This is a genomic window from Limosilactobacillus secaliphilus (assembly GCF_001437055.1).
Classification (GTDB): Bacteria; Bacillota; Bacilli; order Lactobacillales; family Lactobacillaceae; genus Limosilactobacillus; species Limosilactobacillus secaliphilus.
Map to the genome: position 1 here is coordinate 18888 of NZ_JQBW01000004.1, position 15170 is coordinate 34057.

General features: G+C 49.1%; 16 protein-coding genes. 2 read left to right on the top strand and 14 right to left on the bottom strand.

Annotated elements, in window-relative coordinates:
* Positions 1 to 2: 2 nt before the first annotated feature.
* A complete protein-coding gene (locus tag IV45_RS00140; RefSeq protein ID WP_057739455.1) occupies positions 3 to 542 on the bottom strand; it encodes a CvpA family protein in 540 nt (179 codons plus the stop codon).
* A 90-nt stretch (positions 543 to 632) separates the two neighbouring features.
* On the opposite strand from IV45_RS00140, the gene rnhC reads away from it, so the two are divergent.
* Positions 633 to 1547: a ribonuclease HIII gene (gene rnhC / locus IV45_RS00145; protein ID WP_057739457.1), complete on the top strand. Its 915-nt coding sequence runs from the start codon at positions 633 to 635 to the stop codon at positions 1545 to 1547.
* A 124-nt stretch (positions 1548 to 1671) separates the two neighbouring features.
* Here rnhC and rihA read toward each other — a convergent pair whose 3' ends face one another.
* From rihA to IV45_RS00175, 6 genes are all read right to left on the bottom strand, one after another.
* A complete protein-coding gene (gene rihA / locus IV45_RS00150; RefSeq protein ID WP_057739458.1) occupies positions 1672 to 2619 on the bottom strand; it encodes a pyrimidine-specific ribonucleoside hydrolase RihA in 948 nt (315 codons plus the stop codon).
* 43 nt (positions 2620 to 2662) lie between these two features.
* Positions 2663 to 3814, bottom strand: a complete 1152-nt coding sequence (locus IV45_RS00155) for an iron-containing alcohol dehydrogenase (RefSeq protein ID WP_057739460.1) — start codon at positions 3812 to 3814, stop codon at positions 2663 to 2665.
* A gap of 8 nt (positions 3815 to 3822) precedes the next feature.
* Positions 3823 to 4455 carry a YczE/YyaS/YitT family protein gene (locus tag IV45_RS00160; RefSeq protein ID WP_057739462.1) on the bottom strand — a complete coding sequence of 211 codons (633 nt, stop codon included), beginning with the start codon at positions 4453 to 4455 and terminating at the stop codon, positions 3823 to 3825.
* Positions 4456 to 4457: 2 nt separating this feature from the next.
* The gene (locus tag IV45_RS00165; RefSeq protein ID WP_057739464.1) at positions 4458 to 5150 is read right to left on the bottom strand and encodes a phosphoribosylanthranilate isomerase; all 693 of its coding nucleotides are present in this window, start codon (positions 5148 to 5150) and stop codon (positions 4458 to 4460) included.
* A 17-nt stretch (positions 5151 to 5167) separates the two neighbouring features.
* The gene (locus tag IV45_RS00170) at positions 5168 to 6097 is read right to left on the bottom strand and encodes a carbohydrate kinase family protein (RefSeq protein ID WP_157051176.1); all 930 of its coding nucleotides are present in this window, start codon (positions 6095 to 6097) and stop codon (positions 5168 to 5170) included.
* A 226-nt stretch (positions 6098 to 6323) separates the two neighbouring features.
* Entirely contained in the window at positions 6324 to 7397 is a 1074-nt protein-coding gene (locus tag IV45_RS00175; RefSeq protein WP_057739465.1) for a PfkB family carbohydrate kinase, read from the bottom strand.
* A gap of 80 nt (positions 7398 to 7477) precedes the next feature.
* On the opposite strand from IV45_RS00175, the gene IV45_RS00180 reads away from it, so the two are divergent.
* Positions 7478 to 8071, top strand: a complete 594-nt coding sequence (locus tag IV45_RS00180) for an XTP/dITP diphosphatase (protein ID WP_057739467.1) — start codon at positions 7478 to 7480, stop codon at positions 8069 to 8071.
* Between the two features lie 84 nt (positions 8072 to 8155).
* On the opposite strand, the gene IV45_RS00185 is transcribed toward IV45_RS00180, so the two are convergent.
* The 7 genes from IV45_RS00185 to yajC form a co-directional block, all read right to left on the bottom strand.
* A complete protein-coding gene (locus IV45_RS00185) occupies positions 8156 to 8464 on the bottom strand; it encodes a DUF1292 domain-containing protein (RefSeq protein WP_057739469.1) in 309 nt (102 codons plus the stop codon).
* An 8-nt stretch (positions 8465 to 8472) separates the two neighbouring features.
* Positions 8473 to 8913 (bottom strand): Holliday junction resolvase RuvX, encoded by a 441-nt coding sequence (gene ruvX / locus IV45_RS00190; protein ID WP_057739470.1) that lies wholly within the window; start codon positions 8911 to 8913, stop codon positions 8473 to 8475.
* 1 nt (position 8914) lies between these two features.
* Positions 8915 to 9178: an IreB family regulatory phosphoprotein gene (locus tag IV45_RS00195; protein ID WP_057739472.1), complete on the bottom strand. Its 264-nt coding sequence runs from the start codon at positions 9176 to 9178 to the stop codon at positions 8915 to 8917.
* A gap of 81 nt (positions 9179 to 9259) precedes the next feature.
* Positions 9260 to 11914: an alanine--tRNA ligase gene (gene alaS / locus IV45_RS00200; protein WP_057739474.1), complete on the bottom strand. Its 2655-nt coding sequence runs from the start codon at positions 11912 to 11914 to the stop codon at positions 9260 to 9262.
* A 244-nt stretch (positions 11915 to 12158) separates the two neighbouring features.
* Positions 12159 to 13538 (bottom strand): DEAD/DEAH box helicase, encoded by a 1380-nt coding sequence (locus IV45_RS00205; protein ID WP_057739476.1) that lies wholly within the window; start codon positions 13536 to 13538, stop codon positions 12159 to 12161.
* 16 nt (positions 13539 to 13554) lie between these two features.
* Entirely contained in the window at positions 13555 to 14505 is a 951-nt protein-coding gene (locus IV45_RS00210; protein WP_057739478.1) for a DHH family phosphoesterase, read from the bottom strand.
* A gap of 168 nt (positions 14506 to 14673) precedes the next feature.
* On the bottom strand, positions 14674 to 15129 hold the full coding sequence (gene yajC / locus IV45_RS00215; RefSeq protein WP_057739480.1) for a preprotein translocase subunit YajC: 456 nt from the start codon (positions 15127 to 15129) through the stop codon (positions 14674 to 14676).
* Positions 15130 to 15170: the final 41 nt, after the last annotated feature.

Here is a 15170-nt window from a genome sequence, read left to right on the forward strand (position 1 = left end):
CCTCAAGAGAACCAATGAATCGCTGCCGTCGTTACAATCGGGGTCTCAGTGATCATCCATTGAGCTAAGCCGGACTGAGCCAATTGATCCTGCCACCAAGCGTTTGGCCACATCTGAAAAATCATCAGAAACATAAAAATAATCAGGTAGCCACAAATGACATCCAAAATGCCACCGGCCCAACCATTGACCGTGCCCACAACCGGCACTTTCTTTAAGAACCTAAGTCGGCGCAGCAACCACCGGCTTAACCAAGTCACCCCATAGAAGATGATCATGAAGGCAATCCCGTTGTACAGAAACTGGTTACTGCTCGTTGTGATAGCATTTGATAGGTGGCTGCCATCTAAAGTCGCTGGTTGACTGCCAATTGATGGTAAAATTGAGCTTAAAAAGAGGCCCAGCGGACGTGAGCCAACTCGTGCCAAAAGCCAACCGAGAAAGTAGGTTGCCGTAGAAATCACGATGGCAATCACACCCCGCTTGCGGCCATTGAGCCAGCAGCCCAACAATATTACTAAAATTACCGTGGTAAGGATCAACCTTATCCCTCCGTTTTCATAGTCTTTTACATTTTATCATTATGCCTAACAAAGTGCTATTTGAACGGCTCAGCAACACAGGAGGAGATTATGCCTGAAGTAATTAAAGCCGATCACGACTTATTCAAAAAGATGCAAGAAACTTATGCCACCCCCACTAGTAAACTGGCACCGGGCGCCGTTTTCCACGCTAAGATGCCAGGAGTCACTGTCACCGGTTATCGCACCGGCAAAGTCCTTTTTCAAGGCAAATTAGCCAGTGAAGAAGCGGCTCGGTGGGGAAAAGCCGGATCGTCAACGACCCCTGCCACTAAACAACCGGCACAGAAAGGCTCCCTGCCCAACGGCTTTTCCTCATGGTCGGTGCTGGGTTCTGACGAAGTGGGGACTGGCAGCTACTTTGGCCCCCTCACCACAGCAGCTGTCTTTGTCGATCAGTCCCAGGTGGCTGAATTACAAGGATGGGGTGTGCAGGACTCAAAGAAATTGACCGACCCCACCATCATCCGGTTGGCCAAGAAAATCATCAAATCGTGTCCCTATCACGTCGTTAACCTCGATCCCCAGGACTATAACCGCCTGATTAAAAAATACAATCAGGCCCAGTTAAAAGCCCTCTGTCACAACCTGGTTCTGGGCAAAGTTGAAGGTAAAATCCAACCGCAAAAGCCCCAAGCGGTTTTAATCGACCAATTTGTCAGCGCAAGCACCTATTACCGTTACTTGAGCGGGCAGCCAACCATCATCAAACAGAACGTGTACTTCCGTGAAAAAGGGGAAAGCTATCACGTAGCGGTCGCCGCTGCCTCAATCGTTGCTCGTTATTATTCCCTCTTATCCATGGATCGTCTTAGTCAAAAAGCTGGCATCACCCTCCCGATTGGTGCTGGCCAGCAAGTCGACCAAGTGGCGGTTAAACTGGTGAAAAAGGGCCTCGACTTGGGTGAATTTGCGAAACTGCACTTTGCCAACACCAAAAAAATTAAGTCAATGTTAAATCATTAAAACTAGAACAACACCAAAACGGCCGCTAGTGAAGTACTAGCGGTCGCTTTGTTTAAATAGATTTAATTGCCCTATTGTTATTTGCAAAAAATGCAGGTTGACTAATCAGTCTTAACTTCTTTTATTATTTAGAAAAACTCTTCAATGACTTCATGATCAAGTCAATGAATTTCTGCCGGTCAATGTCCAGCAAAACAGTGGTGTTCTGTGGCTTGTCAGTTTGACGGTAGTAGTCGCAGACCGTTTCACCACGGGTCAATTCACCCTCGGTTTCCACGTCCACGTTCATCTTAACGGCCTTGAACATATCAGGGTCGATCAACCAGGCAATGGTGCAAGGGTCGTGCAGTGGTGCGCCCTTGAAGCCCCAGCGTGGGTCTTCTTCGTCGTGATAGATTTCAAAGAAGTTCAACAGGCCGTGGAATGCTTGGCCGACTGGGTTGTCAATGTTCTTCAACGAAGCAATTTCGTCCTTCATGATTTGGGCTTTGTGGGTAACGTTCAAGCCTGCCATGACGGTCGGAATGCCAAAGTTCAGCACAATTTTAGCGGCTTCTGGGTCAACGTAGATGTTGAATTCAACGGATGGTACCCAGTTGCCAAAGCCCCAAGCACCGCCCATGAAGACGATCTGGTCAATCTTTTCCTTGGCCAATTCTGGGTAAACCCGCAGGAACAGTGCCGCATTGGTCATTGGGCCAGTGACTACCAAGGTGACTTTTTCGTTGCTTTCTTTCAAAGTCTTGGCAATCAGGTCAATGGCTGGCATGTCTTGAACCTTGAAGTCAGGATCAGGCAGGTCGGCCCCGTCAAGACCGGTCTTACCGTGAACGTTGCCGGCCGTTTCCAGCGGCTTAACCAGTGGTGTCCGGTTACCTGAAGCAACAGGAATGTCTTCACGGTGTAACAGGGTCAGCATCCGCATGGCGTTGTTTAAGGTTTTATCCGGCGTCTGGTTACCAGCAGAAGTCGTTACTGCCAGCAGATCAATTTTTGGTGAGGCAACGGCCAACGTCATTGCCAATGCGTCATCGTGCCCTGGGTCGCAGTCTAAAATAATTTTCTTAGCCATTATGAATCGTCCTTTCACTCAATAATTCAACAACCACAAAGAATTAACCAAAGTGTTTCAACAATTCCGTAACGTTATCCAGCGTCAGTTTAACTGGTGTGTTGCCAGCAAAGCGTTCATGCAGAACTTCATCGGCATTCTTAGCCAATTCATCGTTGGAGACACCATAGTCGGCAAATGGGTGCAGACCCACCATGTCGTCACGGAAGTGCTTGTAGGCCTTCACCGTTATGTCAGCAATCTCAGCTGGCGTTTCGTTACCGTCAAAGTGGGCGTTCAGAATCTTACCGATTTCCTTAACCTTCTTTGGTTCAACTGGAGCAACTAACTTCAGAACGGCTGGCAAAGCATAGGCAACGGCTTCACCGTGAACGAAGTGGTACTTGGTGCCTAAAACGTGGGCTTCAGAGTGGGCCACGATCGTCCCAGATTGGTTCAGCATCCAGCCGGCCAAGTCAGCAGCCACCAGAACCCGTTGCCGCAGTTCCAAGTTAGAACCATCGGCCACGGCACCTGGCAGGTAGTTGTACTGCAGGAACATGATCTTTTCACAGATGGCATCACATACTGGACTGCTCAACGTGGACAGGTAACCTTCTGCTGCGTGGGAGAATGCATCCAAACCACTGGCAATCGTCTGCTTCTTTGGCAGGCTCAAGGTTAATTCAGGAACCAACAGTGCGTAGTCGCTCAGCATCTTATCTGACAAGATGGCATTCTTTTCGTGGGTCGTGGTGTCCGTAACCACTAAGGCGTTGGACATTTCACTACCAGTCCCGGCAGTGGTTGGTACGCTGATCAATGGCTTCAAGTCATGAATACCATCTTCGTTCTTCACGTAGTCTTCAATCTTGCCGCCATCACTAGCAACGATGTTAATACCCTTAGCACCATCCAATGATGAACCACCACCGATAGCAATCACAGAATCGGCACCAAAGTCCTTCATTTCTTTGGCCCCGCTGTTGATCACACTGGCCGGTGGATCAGGAACAATCCCTGCGTAAACTTGGTAGTCAATACCCTGGTCCTTCAAAGCCTGGAGCATGTCCTTTACGGCATCGACATCCAGCAGGAATTTGTCTAAGACCACAAATGGCCGCTTAGCATTTTCCAATTGCAATAATTTGACAACTGATTTTGCCAAATCATGCTCAACGACAACTTTGACTGGTTGTTGCATCCTAATCTTCATATGTTCTTTCACGCTTCCTTAATATTGAATAACCGTTGAAACTTTTCGCTTAAAAACTGGATCGCCGGCCCCGTCGTGCAAACGGCCACAATCGTAATGATCCCGAATTTGCCACCCAAGAGAATGCCAATCAGGATCAGGACCACGTCAAAGGTGATCTTAGTCCGCCGCACACTCCACTTAGTGTGGTCACGAATGGTCAACATAAAGCCGCTGAACGGGTCCACCCCGATATCCGCACAAATGAACAAGCTGATACCGATGTAGTACAAACTGATACCAATGATGCCGCCCAATGCCCTTTGCCACATCGTGTTAGCTGGAAACAATGCCACATAAGCATGGGATCCCAGTAAGACAAAGAAGCCATAGGGAATCAGGTACATTAACGAACCAACATTGGCATAGTGGCGACCCACAATGAACAACAGCACCAAGAGGGCAATATTGATGAAGTTGGACACCATTCCCAAATTTATTCTGGGAACGTTGAATGTTGCTCTAATGCCATCATAGATAATCCCAACTGGGTCATTGCCCAAATCGGTGTTGTTGTTAAAGGCCACGCCAATGCAAACCAAGAAGATCCCGACCATCGCCAGCGTAATCCGCTTGGGCGTGAATCGTCTGCTTCTCTGCATTATTAAAGCCCCAGTTCTGCCGCAGCCTTGTCCGCAGCTTCACAGAATGCCTTGACTTTTGGAATGTCCTTTTCAAGGTAACCGTCATCATATTTGATACTGGTCTTTGTCAAGGAGTCAACCCCATATGGACGGATGGCCTTGATTGCTTCTGCAACGTTATCAGGGCCCATGCCACCGGCTTCAATAACCTTGGCATTAACTTCCTTAACGATTTGGGCATCGATGGACCAGTCGTGAGTCTGACCAGAAGCACCAATCCCGGTGTCGGCAGCCAAGCCAGAGTCCAGCAGGATGTAATCAACGAATGGGTCAACCTTCTTAGCCCGGTCGATAGCGGACTTGTTGTCAACCAATACGGCCTGCATCAATTCGGTGTGTGGAGCAACTTCCTTCAAACGCTTGGCGAATTCTTCATCGGCAGTGTATTCGTCACCGGCGATGTGCAGAATTTCTGGTTGCAGCCGCCGAGCCAAGTCGATCATTTCGTCTGGGTCGTTGGTCAGCATGATCAAAACCATCTTGACACCACGCTTCTTGCATTCTTCGTGGATCTTGTCAACCCGGTACAAAGGCACACGCTGACGTGGTACACCACCCATTTGCATTGGTACTAAACCAATGTTATCGGCACCGGCCTCCATCGTCTTAATTGCTTCGTCAACCTGAATAATTGAGTACAGCTGCTTAATCATTATGAAATTCCTCCTTATTACTTCTGCGCCTGAGCTAATTTATCAGCGATCATTTGTGGGTTTAAGTCAGGAACCGACTTGTCGCTTTCCAAAGCAATCGAAGCCGCTGCCTGCGTCTTTTCACAAATGGTCTTCAGATCGTTGATCCCGTCGTAACGGCACCAGGTGATCGTCGCCGTGCTGCAGTCACCGGCCCCATTGGCATTGACAATCTTGGTCGTCATCGTTGGCACTTTCACAACACCATCCTTGTTAGCGGCCAAAATCCCATCGGCTCCCAGTGAGATGAAGACATTCTTGACACCCATGTCGATCAGCTTTTCGGCGGCCTTCTGGACATCGTCGTTGCTTTCAATCTTGACGCCAGACAGTAATTCGGCTTCCATCTTGTTTGGCTTGAAGGTGTCCAACTTGTTTAAGATTGGCTTGATCCGGTCACCCTTGTTAACGGAGACTGGGTCAGCAAACAATGGCACGGTCACGTGATCGCCCAACCACTTGATTGATTCTGCTGGCAGGTTAGCGTCAACCATGACAATTTCGGCATTGTTCATGAAGTCCAACCGCTTAGCCAAGAATTCCGGCGTGATGTTCTCCGTGATCTTCATATCATTGATGCCGACCAGCATGTCACCAGTCTCATCAGTGATGTAGAGATAACCTGAAGAACGTTGTCCCTTCAGCTTTTCAGCATAGTCCAAGTGGATGTGGTTCTTGGCACACGACTGTTCCATGACGGTCCCGTTCATATCATCACCGTAAACGGTAATCAGGTATGTTGGCACCTCTAAGTGAGCCAAGTTTTGAGCAATGTTTTGACCAACACCACCAACAGCAGTCCCAATTTGACCAATGTTTGAGTCCCGTGGAATGATCTTCTTGTCGGGCATCCCGAAGATATCCATGTTCATCCCACCGACAACAACTACATACGGCTTCTTATCCAATATAACTCACCCTTTCAATCAAGTAAACATATGTTTAACGGCTTAAACTTTTTAACAGCCTAAACATAGCATGTACTGGAAGCGCTGTCAATTTTGTGAAGTGTTGTTTCACAGTAAAACCGTTTAAGTCATCAGAGTAACCCTCCGTAAAGGTTGATCTGATCGTCCTTAAACGGCATTTACAAAATTAAAAAATCCCGGCAACCACCGAGATTTTCACAATTCTTTATTTAGCTAGTTCATTATTGACCTGGTCACTGACGCTGGCACTGGTGGCCATCGTTCGTTCGCCCGCCAGAATCATGTGGTCGAGGGTTTGGTCTAAGGTCATGTGGCGGAGGTAGCAAGCCGCCGTCATTGCGATCATGGCGGCACCCACGCCGTTTGTATTCATCACCCGCAGATCACTTTCGTAGGGACGCGTCGCCTGCTGCTTACCATCATCATAGAAGAGTCCCCGTCGATCAACATAAAGATAGATGGCAGTGTGAAACATCGCCTGTAATTTGTGGGCACATTGACCAGCCGCCGTCGTTGAATTGGGCTTGATCCCCGACAAGAGGCTGGCTTCGACCCCGTTAATGACGAGACCGGTCAAATTGACATTATCTTGAACCAAATTCGGCGCTTTGTTCACTGACACCGACTTGGCAAACAATGGCACGGTCACGTGATCGTACAACCAACGAATGCTGGCGCTGGGAATGTTGGAATCAAAGACCACCAGTTGGCTATTGTTGATGCTGACGATTTCTCGTTGCAAATACGCCGGCGACAGTTGATTGTTGATGTCCATGTCATCGACCCCGATCAACCGCTGCCCATCTTTGCGGTTGATGTAAAGGTAGATCGAAGTTGGCTGGTCTAACAGCTGCTTGGCATAGGATAGGTTGATATTGCGGCGCAGTGCGTCCTCCTTGAAGGTCCGGCCATTTTGGTCGTTTCCATACACCGTTATCAAATTGGTGCTGACCCCTAATTGAGCCAGGTTGGCCGCAACGTTTCTGCCGACCCCACCCAGCTGGGTCACAATATGGCCGGCGTTGGAACCCTTGGGAACTAGCCGGTCTTTTTTGAGGATCCCGTAGACGTCCATGTTGGTGGCGCCGATCACCGTCACATATTTTTTGGCCGGCAAGACGTATCCTTTGCCGCTAATCAATCCCTCTTTGATCAAACGCGAGATATGGGAGGCCACTCCTGGCCGGGTGATCCCCAGACGTTGAGCCAGCTCCTTTTGCGTAATGAGTGGATTCTCCTGAATTAGTTTTAAAATCTGTGATTCACGTTCTGTCGGCATCAATATCCTCCTAAAAATGGATTGAAAAACGCTCCTTGTCCGTATTACAGTGTTAGTTAACAAACATAAGGAGTTATAGTATGCAAACAATTATTATTGCCACCAAAAACCAAGGGAAAGCGCGGGAATACCGCGAGATGTTTGCGCCACTTGGTTTCGAGGTCAAAACATTGAGTGATTTTCGTCCCCTGACGATTAACGAAAATGGCAATTCATTTGAAGAAAATGCCACGATCAAAGTTGAAGCCGTTGTCAAAAATCTGAACTTGCCAGCCATTGCCGATGATTCCGGCTTGGTTGTCGACGCATTAGGCGGCCGCCCAGGCATTCATTCTGCTCGCTACGCCGGTGATCATGATGACGCTGCTAACCGGGCTAAGTTACTCCGTGAACTGGCCGATGTTCCTGATGACAAACGGACTGCCCACTTCCATACTACCATCGTTGGCTTGAAACCGGATGGTAAAAAGCTGGTCGCCAACGGCCGGGTTGATGGTCACATTTTGCACCAAGAGGTCGGTCACAACGGCTTTGGGTATGACCCACTCTTCTATGTTGACCAACTGCAATGCTCAATGGCCCAACTAACGCCTGAACAGAAAAACGCCATCAGTCACCGGGGCAATGCCTTGCGCGAATTCATGAAGCACTTTGACGAATGGTGGCAAGGATAAGTTAATCCCTTCCAGTCATAATAAGAATGCCTCTCAGGTTTGAATCATCAAACTTGAGAGGCATTTCTTTTCTCTAAATTGTGATTAGGCGTTGAAATTGCCGTCATCGTCGATAAAGGTATTGATGACTTCTTGTACCATGTTCCATTCCTTATCATCTTCGATAGGCAGGAGCTGGACATCATCACCCTCACTGGCATCCGGATTCTTCAATTCAAATGCCTGGATGCTGACTTCATCGGCATGTTCCTCATCTGCCGGGTAAAGGCAGATGTACCACTTGCCAGTATCATCAGCTTGGAAACGCAGGGCCTCTTTGTAGAGTTCTTCGTTGCCTTTTTCATCAACGAGGCTAAATTCTTCACCTAAATCTTCAGGATGATTTTGACTCATTATAAACCTCACAGTTCTTTCGTCAGTTTGCCATGACGATCTAAATAGTTCTGTAAAATCAGGCTGGCCGCCAGCTCATCGATTACCTTTTTCTGCTTCCGTCGCGAAATGTCAGCCTCTTCGACCAGCATCCGGTGAGCTTCCACAGTGGTTAAGCGTTCATCTTGGTAATCAATTGGCAGATCAGGGAAACGTTTTTGCAACAAGTCCCCATAGTGGTGCGAGGCATCCACCCGGGGTCCCTCGGTATTATTCATATTCTTGGGCAAACCAATCACAAAACCAGCTACCTGCCGCGCCTTGACTAATTCGGCGACCCGATCAATGCCAAAAACACCATTATCTTCGTCAATCGGAATAATCTCGACCGCCTGAGCCGTCCAACCCAGGGGGTCGCTTTCGGCAACACCGACCGTCTTTGAACCAACATCTAAACCTAACAGCCGCATACTAATCCTCTCCGTTGTTCTTCAGGTAGGACCGGACCAATTCTTCAATGATCTCGTCGCGGGCATGTTCACGAATCAGATTACGTGCGTTGTTTAACCGCGGAATGTATGCCGGGTCTCCAGAAAGCAGGTAGCCCACAATTTGGTTAATTGGGTTGTAGCCCTTCTCCTCAAGCGCCTCGTAGACGGTCTTCAAGGTTTCTTTGACGTTTTTCTCATGGTTTTGGCCAAAATTGAAAAACATTGTTTCATCATTATTCGCCATTTGGGTCACCTCCAGCTTTAATCAATCTCTAATTTTACTATACCAATTCACAAATAACAATAATAATGAGTTGAATTAGCTTTAATCTTCATTCATGGCCTTAACGGCGTCTTCCATGGCTTTCTTCAAGCCGGCTGGATTCTTGCCACCAGCTTGAGCCAAGGTTGGCCGGCCACCACCGCCACCTTGAATGTCTTTTGCAACCTTCTTGATCAGGTCACCGGCCTTCAATGCTTTGGCTTTAGCGTCACTGACTGCGACCAGCAAGTTGGCCTTGCCCTTGCTTTCCGTACCTAATACCAGCACATCAGACAATGCCTTCTGCCGCCACTGGTCAGCTAACTGCCGTAATTGGCCCATGCCGGCGACTTTCACAACCGCTGCAATGATCGAGCCGTTCTTGGTGTCCTGTACGTTGTCGAAAACTTGACCAGCTTGCTGTGAAGCCATCTTCGCCTGCAAGGCTTCCTGACTCTTTTGGGCCTGCTTCAGTTGTTCTTGCAGTTCGGCAACGCGGTGTGGAACTTCCTTAACTTGAGCAACCTTCAGTTCAGCACTCGTCTCTTGCAGGTAGTCAACCCGTTCCTGCATGTACTTGAAGGCATCATCCGCAGTGACCGCTTCAATCCGGCGAATACCGGCACCGACTCCTGATTCAGAAACAATCTTGAAGAGGCCGATTTCGTTGGTATTGCCAACATGGTCACCGCCACAGAATTCGGTGTTGTAGTCGCCAATCTTAACTACCCGCACGGTCTTGCCGTACTTGCTATCAAACAGCGCAATGGCGCCCATCTTCTTGGCTGATTCGATGTCGGTTTCCACCGTGGTGACTGGCAATTGCCGCCAAATCTGTTCATTAACCATTGCTTCGACTTTGGCTAAGTCAGTGGCCGTAATCTGGCCGAAGTGGTTGAAGTCAAAGTGCAGGTAATGGTCGGCAACCACTGAGCCAGCCTGCTGGGTATGACCACCCAGGACGTTCCGCAGCGCCTGGTCCAGCAGGTGGGTTGCCGTATGGTTCTTTTCAATCTTCAAGTGCCGCAGACGGTCAACTACCAAAAGGTAACGAGCTCCCAGCTTTAATGGCGTTGCCAGCTTGATCCGGTGCAGATTCTGCTGGTGAGGTGCGTGTTGCACATCCATGACCCGGCCAACTTCATGACCATAATTGTCGATTACGACACCGGTATCGGCAATCTGACCACCCATCTCTGCGTAGAATGGGGTCTTGTCAAAGATAACTTCGGCATTCTGGTCGCCAGGCTGAGCCACCTTCACATGCTTGCCAGCTTGAACCAAACCGATGACTTTGGCGTTATCCACAGTCAGCTGGTCGTAGCCGACATATTGACTTGGGGTCGTAAATTCAGTCCAAACGTCTTTTTGAACACCCATTCCGTTGTCAATGTTCCGTGCTTTCCGGGCCCGTTCTTGTTGTTCAGTCATCGCTGCTTCAAAGCCCTTCTCATCAACATCCAGGCCTTCGTCAGCAGCGTATTCCTTCGTTAATTCAATTGGGAAGCCGTAAGTGTCATAGAGCTTGAAGGCCGTCTGACCATCGATTAGACCGTGCTGCTTCTTCTTGGCACTGGCAATCACACTGTTCAACAGGTTCAAACCACCATTCAAAGTCGAACTGAACCGCTTCTCTTCAGACAAGATGACGGAAGCAATGTAGTCCTCGTTCTTCTGCACATCTGGGTAGTAATCGGCCATGATCTTGGCGACGGTTGGGACCATCTTGGACAGGAATGGGTCGTCAATCCCCAACTTCTTGCCGGCAACAACGGCCCGCCGCAAGAGCCGCCGAATGACGTAGCCACGACCCATGTTGGATGGCAGTGCCCCGTCACCGATAGCAAAAGTGATGGCCCGAATGTGGTCAGCGATGATCCGGAATTGGATGTCATCAGCGTCGTTTTGGCCATAGACCTTGTTATCTGAGTATTCCTCAGCCTGCTTAATCAATGGCAGGAAGAGGTCGGTTTCAAAGTTGGTCTTGGTGTGTTCAAAAATGGAAACAACCCGTTCCAGGCCCATTCCAGTATCGATGTTCTTATGCGGCAGCGGTTCGTACTTGTCCTCTGGGGTGTGGTTGAACTGACTAAAGACAATGTTCCAGATTTCCAGGTAGCGCTCGTTTTCACCACCAGGATAGCTTTCCGGATCGTCCTCTGGCAGGTTGTTCATGGCTTGGCCACGGTCATAGAAGATTTCCGTATCCGGGCCAGATGGACCTTGACCAATGTCCCAGAAGTTGTCCTTGTTTGGTACCAAGTGATCCTTGAGCACACCCGCCTTCAGCCAATCCTGGTAGGCTTCGTGGTCCTTTGGGTAGTAGGTAATGTACAGACGCTTAGGGTCAAAGCCGAACCAGTCATCGCCAGTCAAGAGCTCCCAAGCCCACGGGATAACCTCGTCCTTGAAGTAATTACCAACGGAGAAGTTCCCCAGCATTTCAAACATCGTCTGGTGACGCGCCGTCTTCCCAACGTTTTCAATATCGTTGGTCCGCAGACTCTTTTGTGAGCTGGTCATCCGCGGATTTTCAGGAACAACCTTCCCATCGAAATACTTCTTCATCGTTGCCACACCGGAATTGATCCATAACAGGGTTGGGTCGTCTACCGGAACCAGTGACTGACTCGGCATTTCCTTATGACCATGTTGAATAAAGAAGTCCAAAAACATTCGCCGGACTTGAGCACTATTCAATTTCTTAAGCTCTTTCATGACTTTCTCCCTTCAAAAAAAAGAAAATCCATCAGTTTAGGCAGAGACGCCGAACGACGCGGTACCACTCTGCTTGCAACGATGGATTTCGTTTGCCTCTTAAAAAGCATTTTTAATTGTTATTCATTGGGTAGCAGCTGACAAACAAACACTAGCCTTCTCACCAACCAGGCCATCTCTGTGCCGCTTATTTATCAGTTATATCCCAAACCGACCATTATTATAGGCGGCTCCTCAAATAAAATCAATTGCCCCGCAGTTTGGCCGCCCGTTCTGCACGGTGCTGCCGCTGACGAGCACGACGGGCCTTGCGTTGCTTATGCCGCTGCAACTGTTGAATCTTTGCCCGTTCTTCATCCTTGATCTTATTCTTGATCCGTTTCTTATAGCCTGGTTTAACTTTTTTCTTGGTCTTCTTAATAAAGCCTTTCACACTCGGGTCCAGTTTTTGCTGACGACGCCGGTAGTGCTTGCGCCGGTTGCGGTCGTGGGTCGTCACAATCCGGCCATGGCTGATGGTCTTTGGAATAAAGTGGATTCCCCGTTCTTCCAGCTTACTGATCAAGTCATCTTCACCCGGCGAATACAGGGTAATGGCGGTCCCGGCTAACTTGCCCCGACCAGTCCGGCCAACCCGGTGAACAAAGTATTCCAGATCTTGGGGAATATCGTCATTGATGACCAGTGAAATTCCCTTCACATCAATCCCGCGGGCCGCCAAATCGGTTGCCACTACGTATTGATATTCAAGGTTACGCACCTGGCGCATCATTTTCTTCCGTTCACGCGCTGGCAGGCCACCGTGAATCAAGGCAACCTTCAGCCCCTGTTCGCTCAGAAAATGGTGTAACTCATCGGCCCGTTCACGCGTATTGGCAAAAACCAAGGCCAAAAATGGTTCACCCATCGTCAACAGCGAATAGATCAACTGGTTCTTGTCACGACCCTTGGTAGACATCAGCCAGTTCTCCACGTTCGGGTTGATGACTGTCTGCGGTGGGATCTCCTCTTCCACTGGGTTTTCCATGTACTTCTTCAAGAATGGCCGCAATCCCTTTGGAATGGTAGCGGAAAAGACCATCATCTGCGGTTGCTCAGCAAAGCGTGCCGCAATGCCGTCAACTTGGCTCAAGAAACCCATATCCAGAGTCATATCGGCTTCGTCAATAACTAGCTGGTGAGCCTCATGGATGTCAAGACTGCCGGAACGAATCAAGTCCATAATCCGACCTGGCGTCCCAATGACCAATTGTGGTTGATGATGATGCAATTGATTGATCTGCCGCTCCTTGTCGGTTCCACCGACATAATTGTGGATGGTGAACGGGTGCGGTGCAAACTTGTTTAGCTGCTTGGCTGCCTGATAAGTCTGGTTGGCGAGTTCACGGCTAGGATCCGTAATAACGGCTTGGACCTTATTTTCGTTGGTCAGCATGTTAAAAATGGGTAAAAGGAAGGCATGGGTTTTACCACTACCGGTTGCCGACTGACCGACAACGGCCTTTCCCTTCTTGATCACTGGGATGACCCGTTCCTGAATCGGCGTCGGTTCAACAAAACCCAGGTCCTTTACCGCTTTTAATAGCCAATCTGGCAAGCCAAAGTCCTTAAATTGAGCTGTCAATTAGCTGGCTCCTTTCTTACTTCTGTGCCTTGGCGGTTAATTCATCCAGTTCAGCGACGACCTGTTCAATCTCTTCTTGATCCTTGGCCTTGGCGCCGCTGGCTAAAGCATGGCCACCACCATTATGTTTCTTTGCTAATTCATTAATTGCTGGTCCCTTGGAACGCAGCCGTACCCTGAAGTGGCCGTCTTCCTGCTGAACAAAGATGGCCCAGGCGCTGACGTCGGTGATCCGTCCTGGCAGAGAAACCACTGCCGACGTCCCCGCTTCAGTCAGGCCGAAGCGTTTCAATACGTTATCGGTCAAAACCACGTAAGCAGCGCCAGTCTGGGTGATGGTTAAGTTTTCGTAGACATAGGCCGACAAGCGGGCAACGGCTGGGCTGATCTGGTTCTCGCGTTGACTGATGGCTGCTGCATGGGCGCCTGAAGCCATCAGTGCTCCTGCCACCAGCATGGTCTTGGCTGTGGTTGCTGGGTACAGGAAACGACCCGTGTCACCGATGATACCGGCATACAATGCGTCAGCGGCTGAAGATGGCAGCTTCAATTCCTTGGCGAAATGCTGGTAAAAGGCGTAGATCATTTCGGAACAGCTGGATGCTTCTGGTTCAACCCACATAATGTCGCCGAAGGGTTCGTCGTTGGGATGGTGGTCAATTTTGATTAACTTATCACCATTATCGAAGCGCCGGTCATCAATCCGTGGTGCATTGGCTGTGTCGGTAACGATGACCAGTGCGTCGTGATAGTCATCGCCGTTAACCTTATCCATCTTGCCAATCCATGACAGTCCTGGGATTTCCTTACCCACAACGTAAACTTCCTTATAAGGGAACGACGCCTTCAAGATCCGGGCCAGGCCCACTTGGGAGCCAATCGCATCCGGGTCGGGGCGCTGGTGCCGGTGGATAATAATGCGTGAGTACTTTTTGATTTCAGCCATAATGGCAGTCATTTGATCCATAATTACACCTCATAGTTCGCAAAAAAGCTGCGACACATTGGTTTAAAAGGCCACATGTCACAGCTACAACAGCCACTCTTTGATCGATGCTGGTCAACCAAAAAGGAGCGCTTTATTTACCTGGCTAGATGATCATCAACCAAAACAGACGATCATCGTCACCTTAACTTACTTTTCTGCAGAATCTGATGCCGAGTCTTCAGCACTGTCACTAGCAGCTGATTCGCTATCACTAGCCTCGCTAGCTGCGGCAGCACTGCTGTCTGAGTCTTCGCTGTCAGCACTCTCAGCGGCTGCGGAAGCACTGTCTGCGGAACTGCTAGAAGCAGCTTGATCATTGCTTTCTGTAGCGGAACTAGCCCGGGAAACGACCCGTTGAATAGCCACCATATCAAAGGTCAGGTAAATACCTTCACAGTCAAGCGTGACCGTACGTGCCTTTTCATTGACTTCGTTGACGACCCCGTGCAGACGGCCGATGGTAACTACTTCGTCACCTGGCTTTAACTTGCTCATCATATCAGCGTGTTGACGACGTTGCTTCTGTTGTGGCCGAATCATAAAGAAATACATCAGCGCGATCAGCAGCAGAATCATAATTAAGCTGGACGTACTAGAATTCAAATTATTTCATCCTCTCTAAAAATCAATTCCCTTCTAGGGTA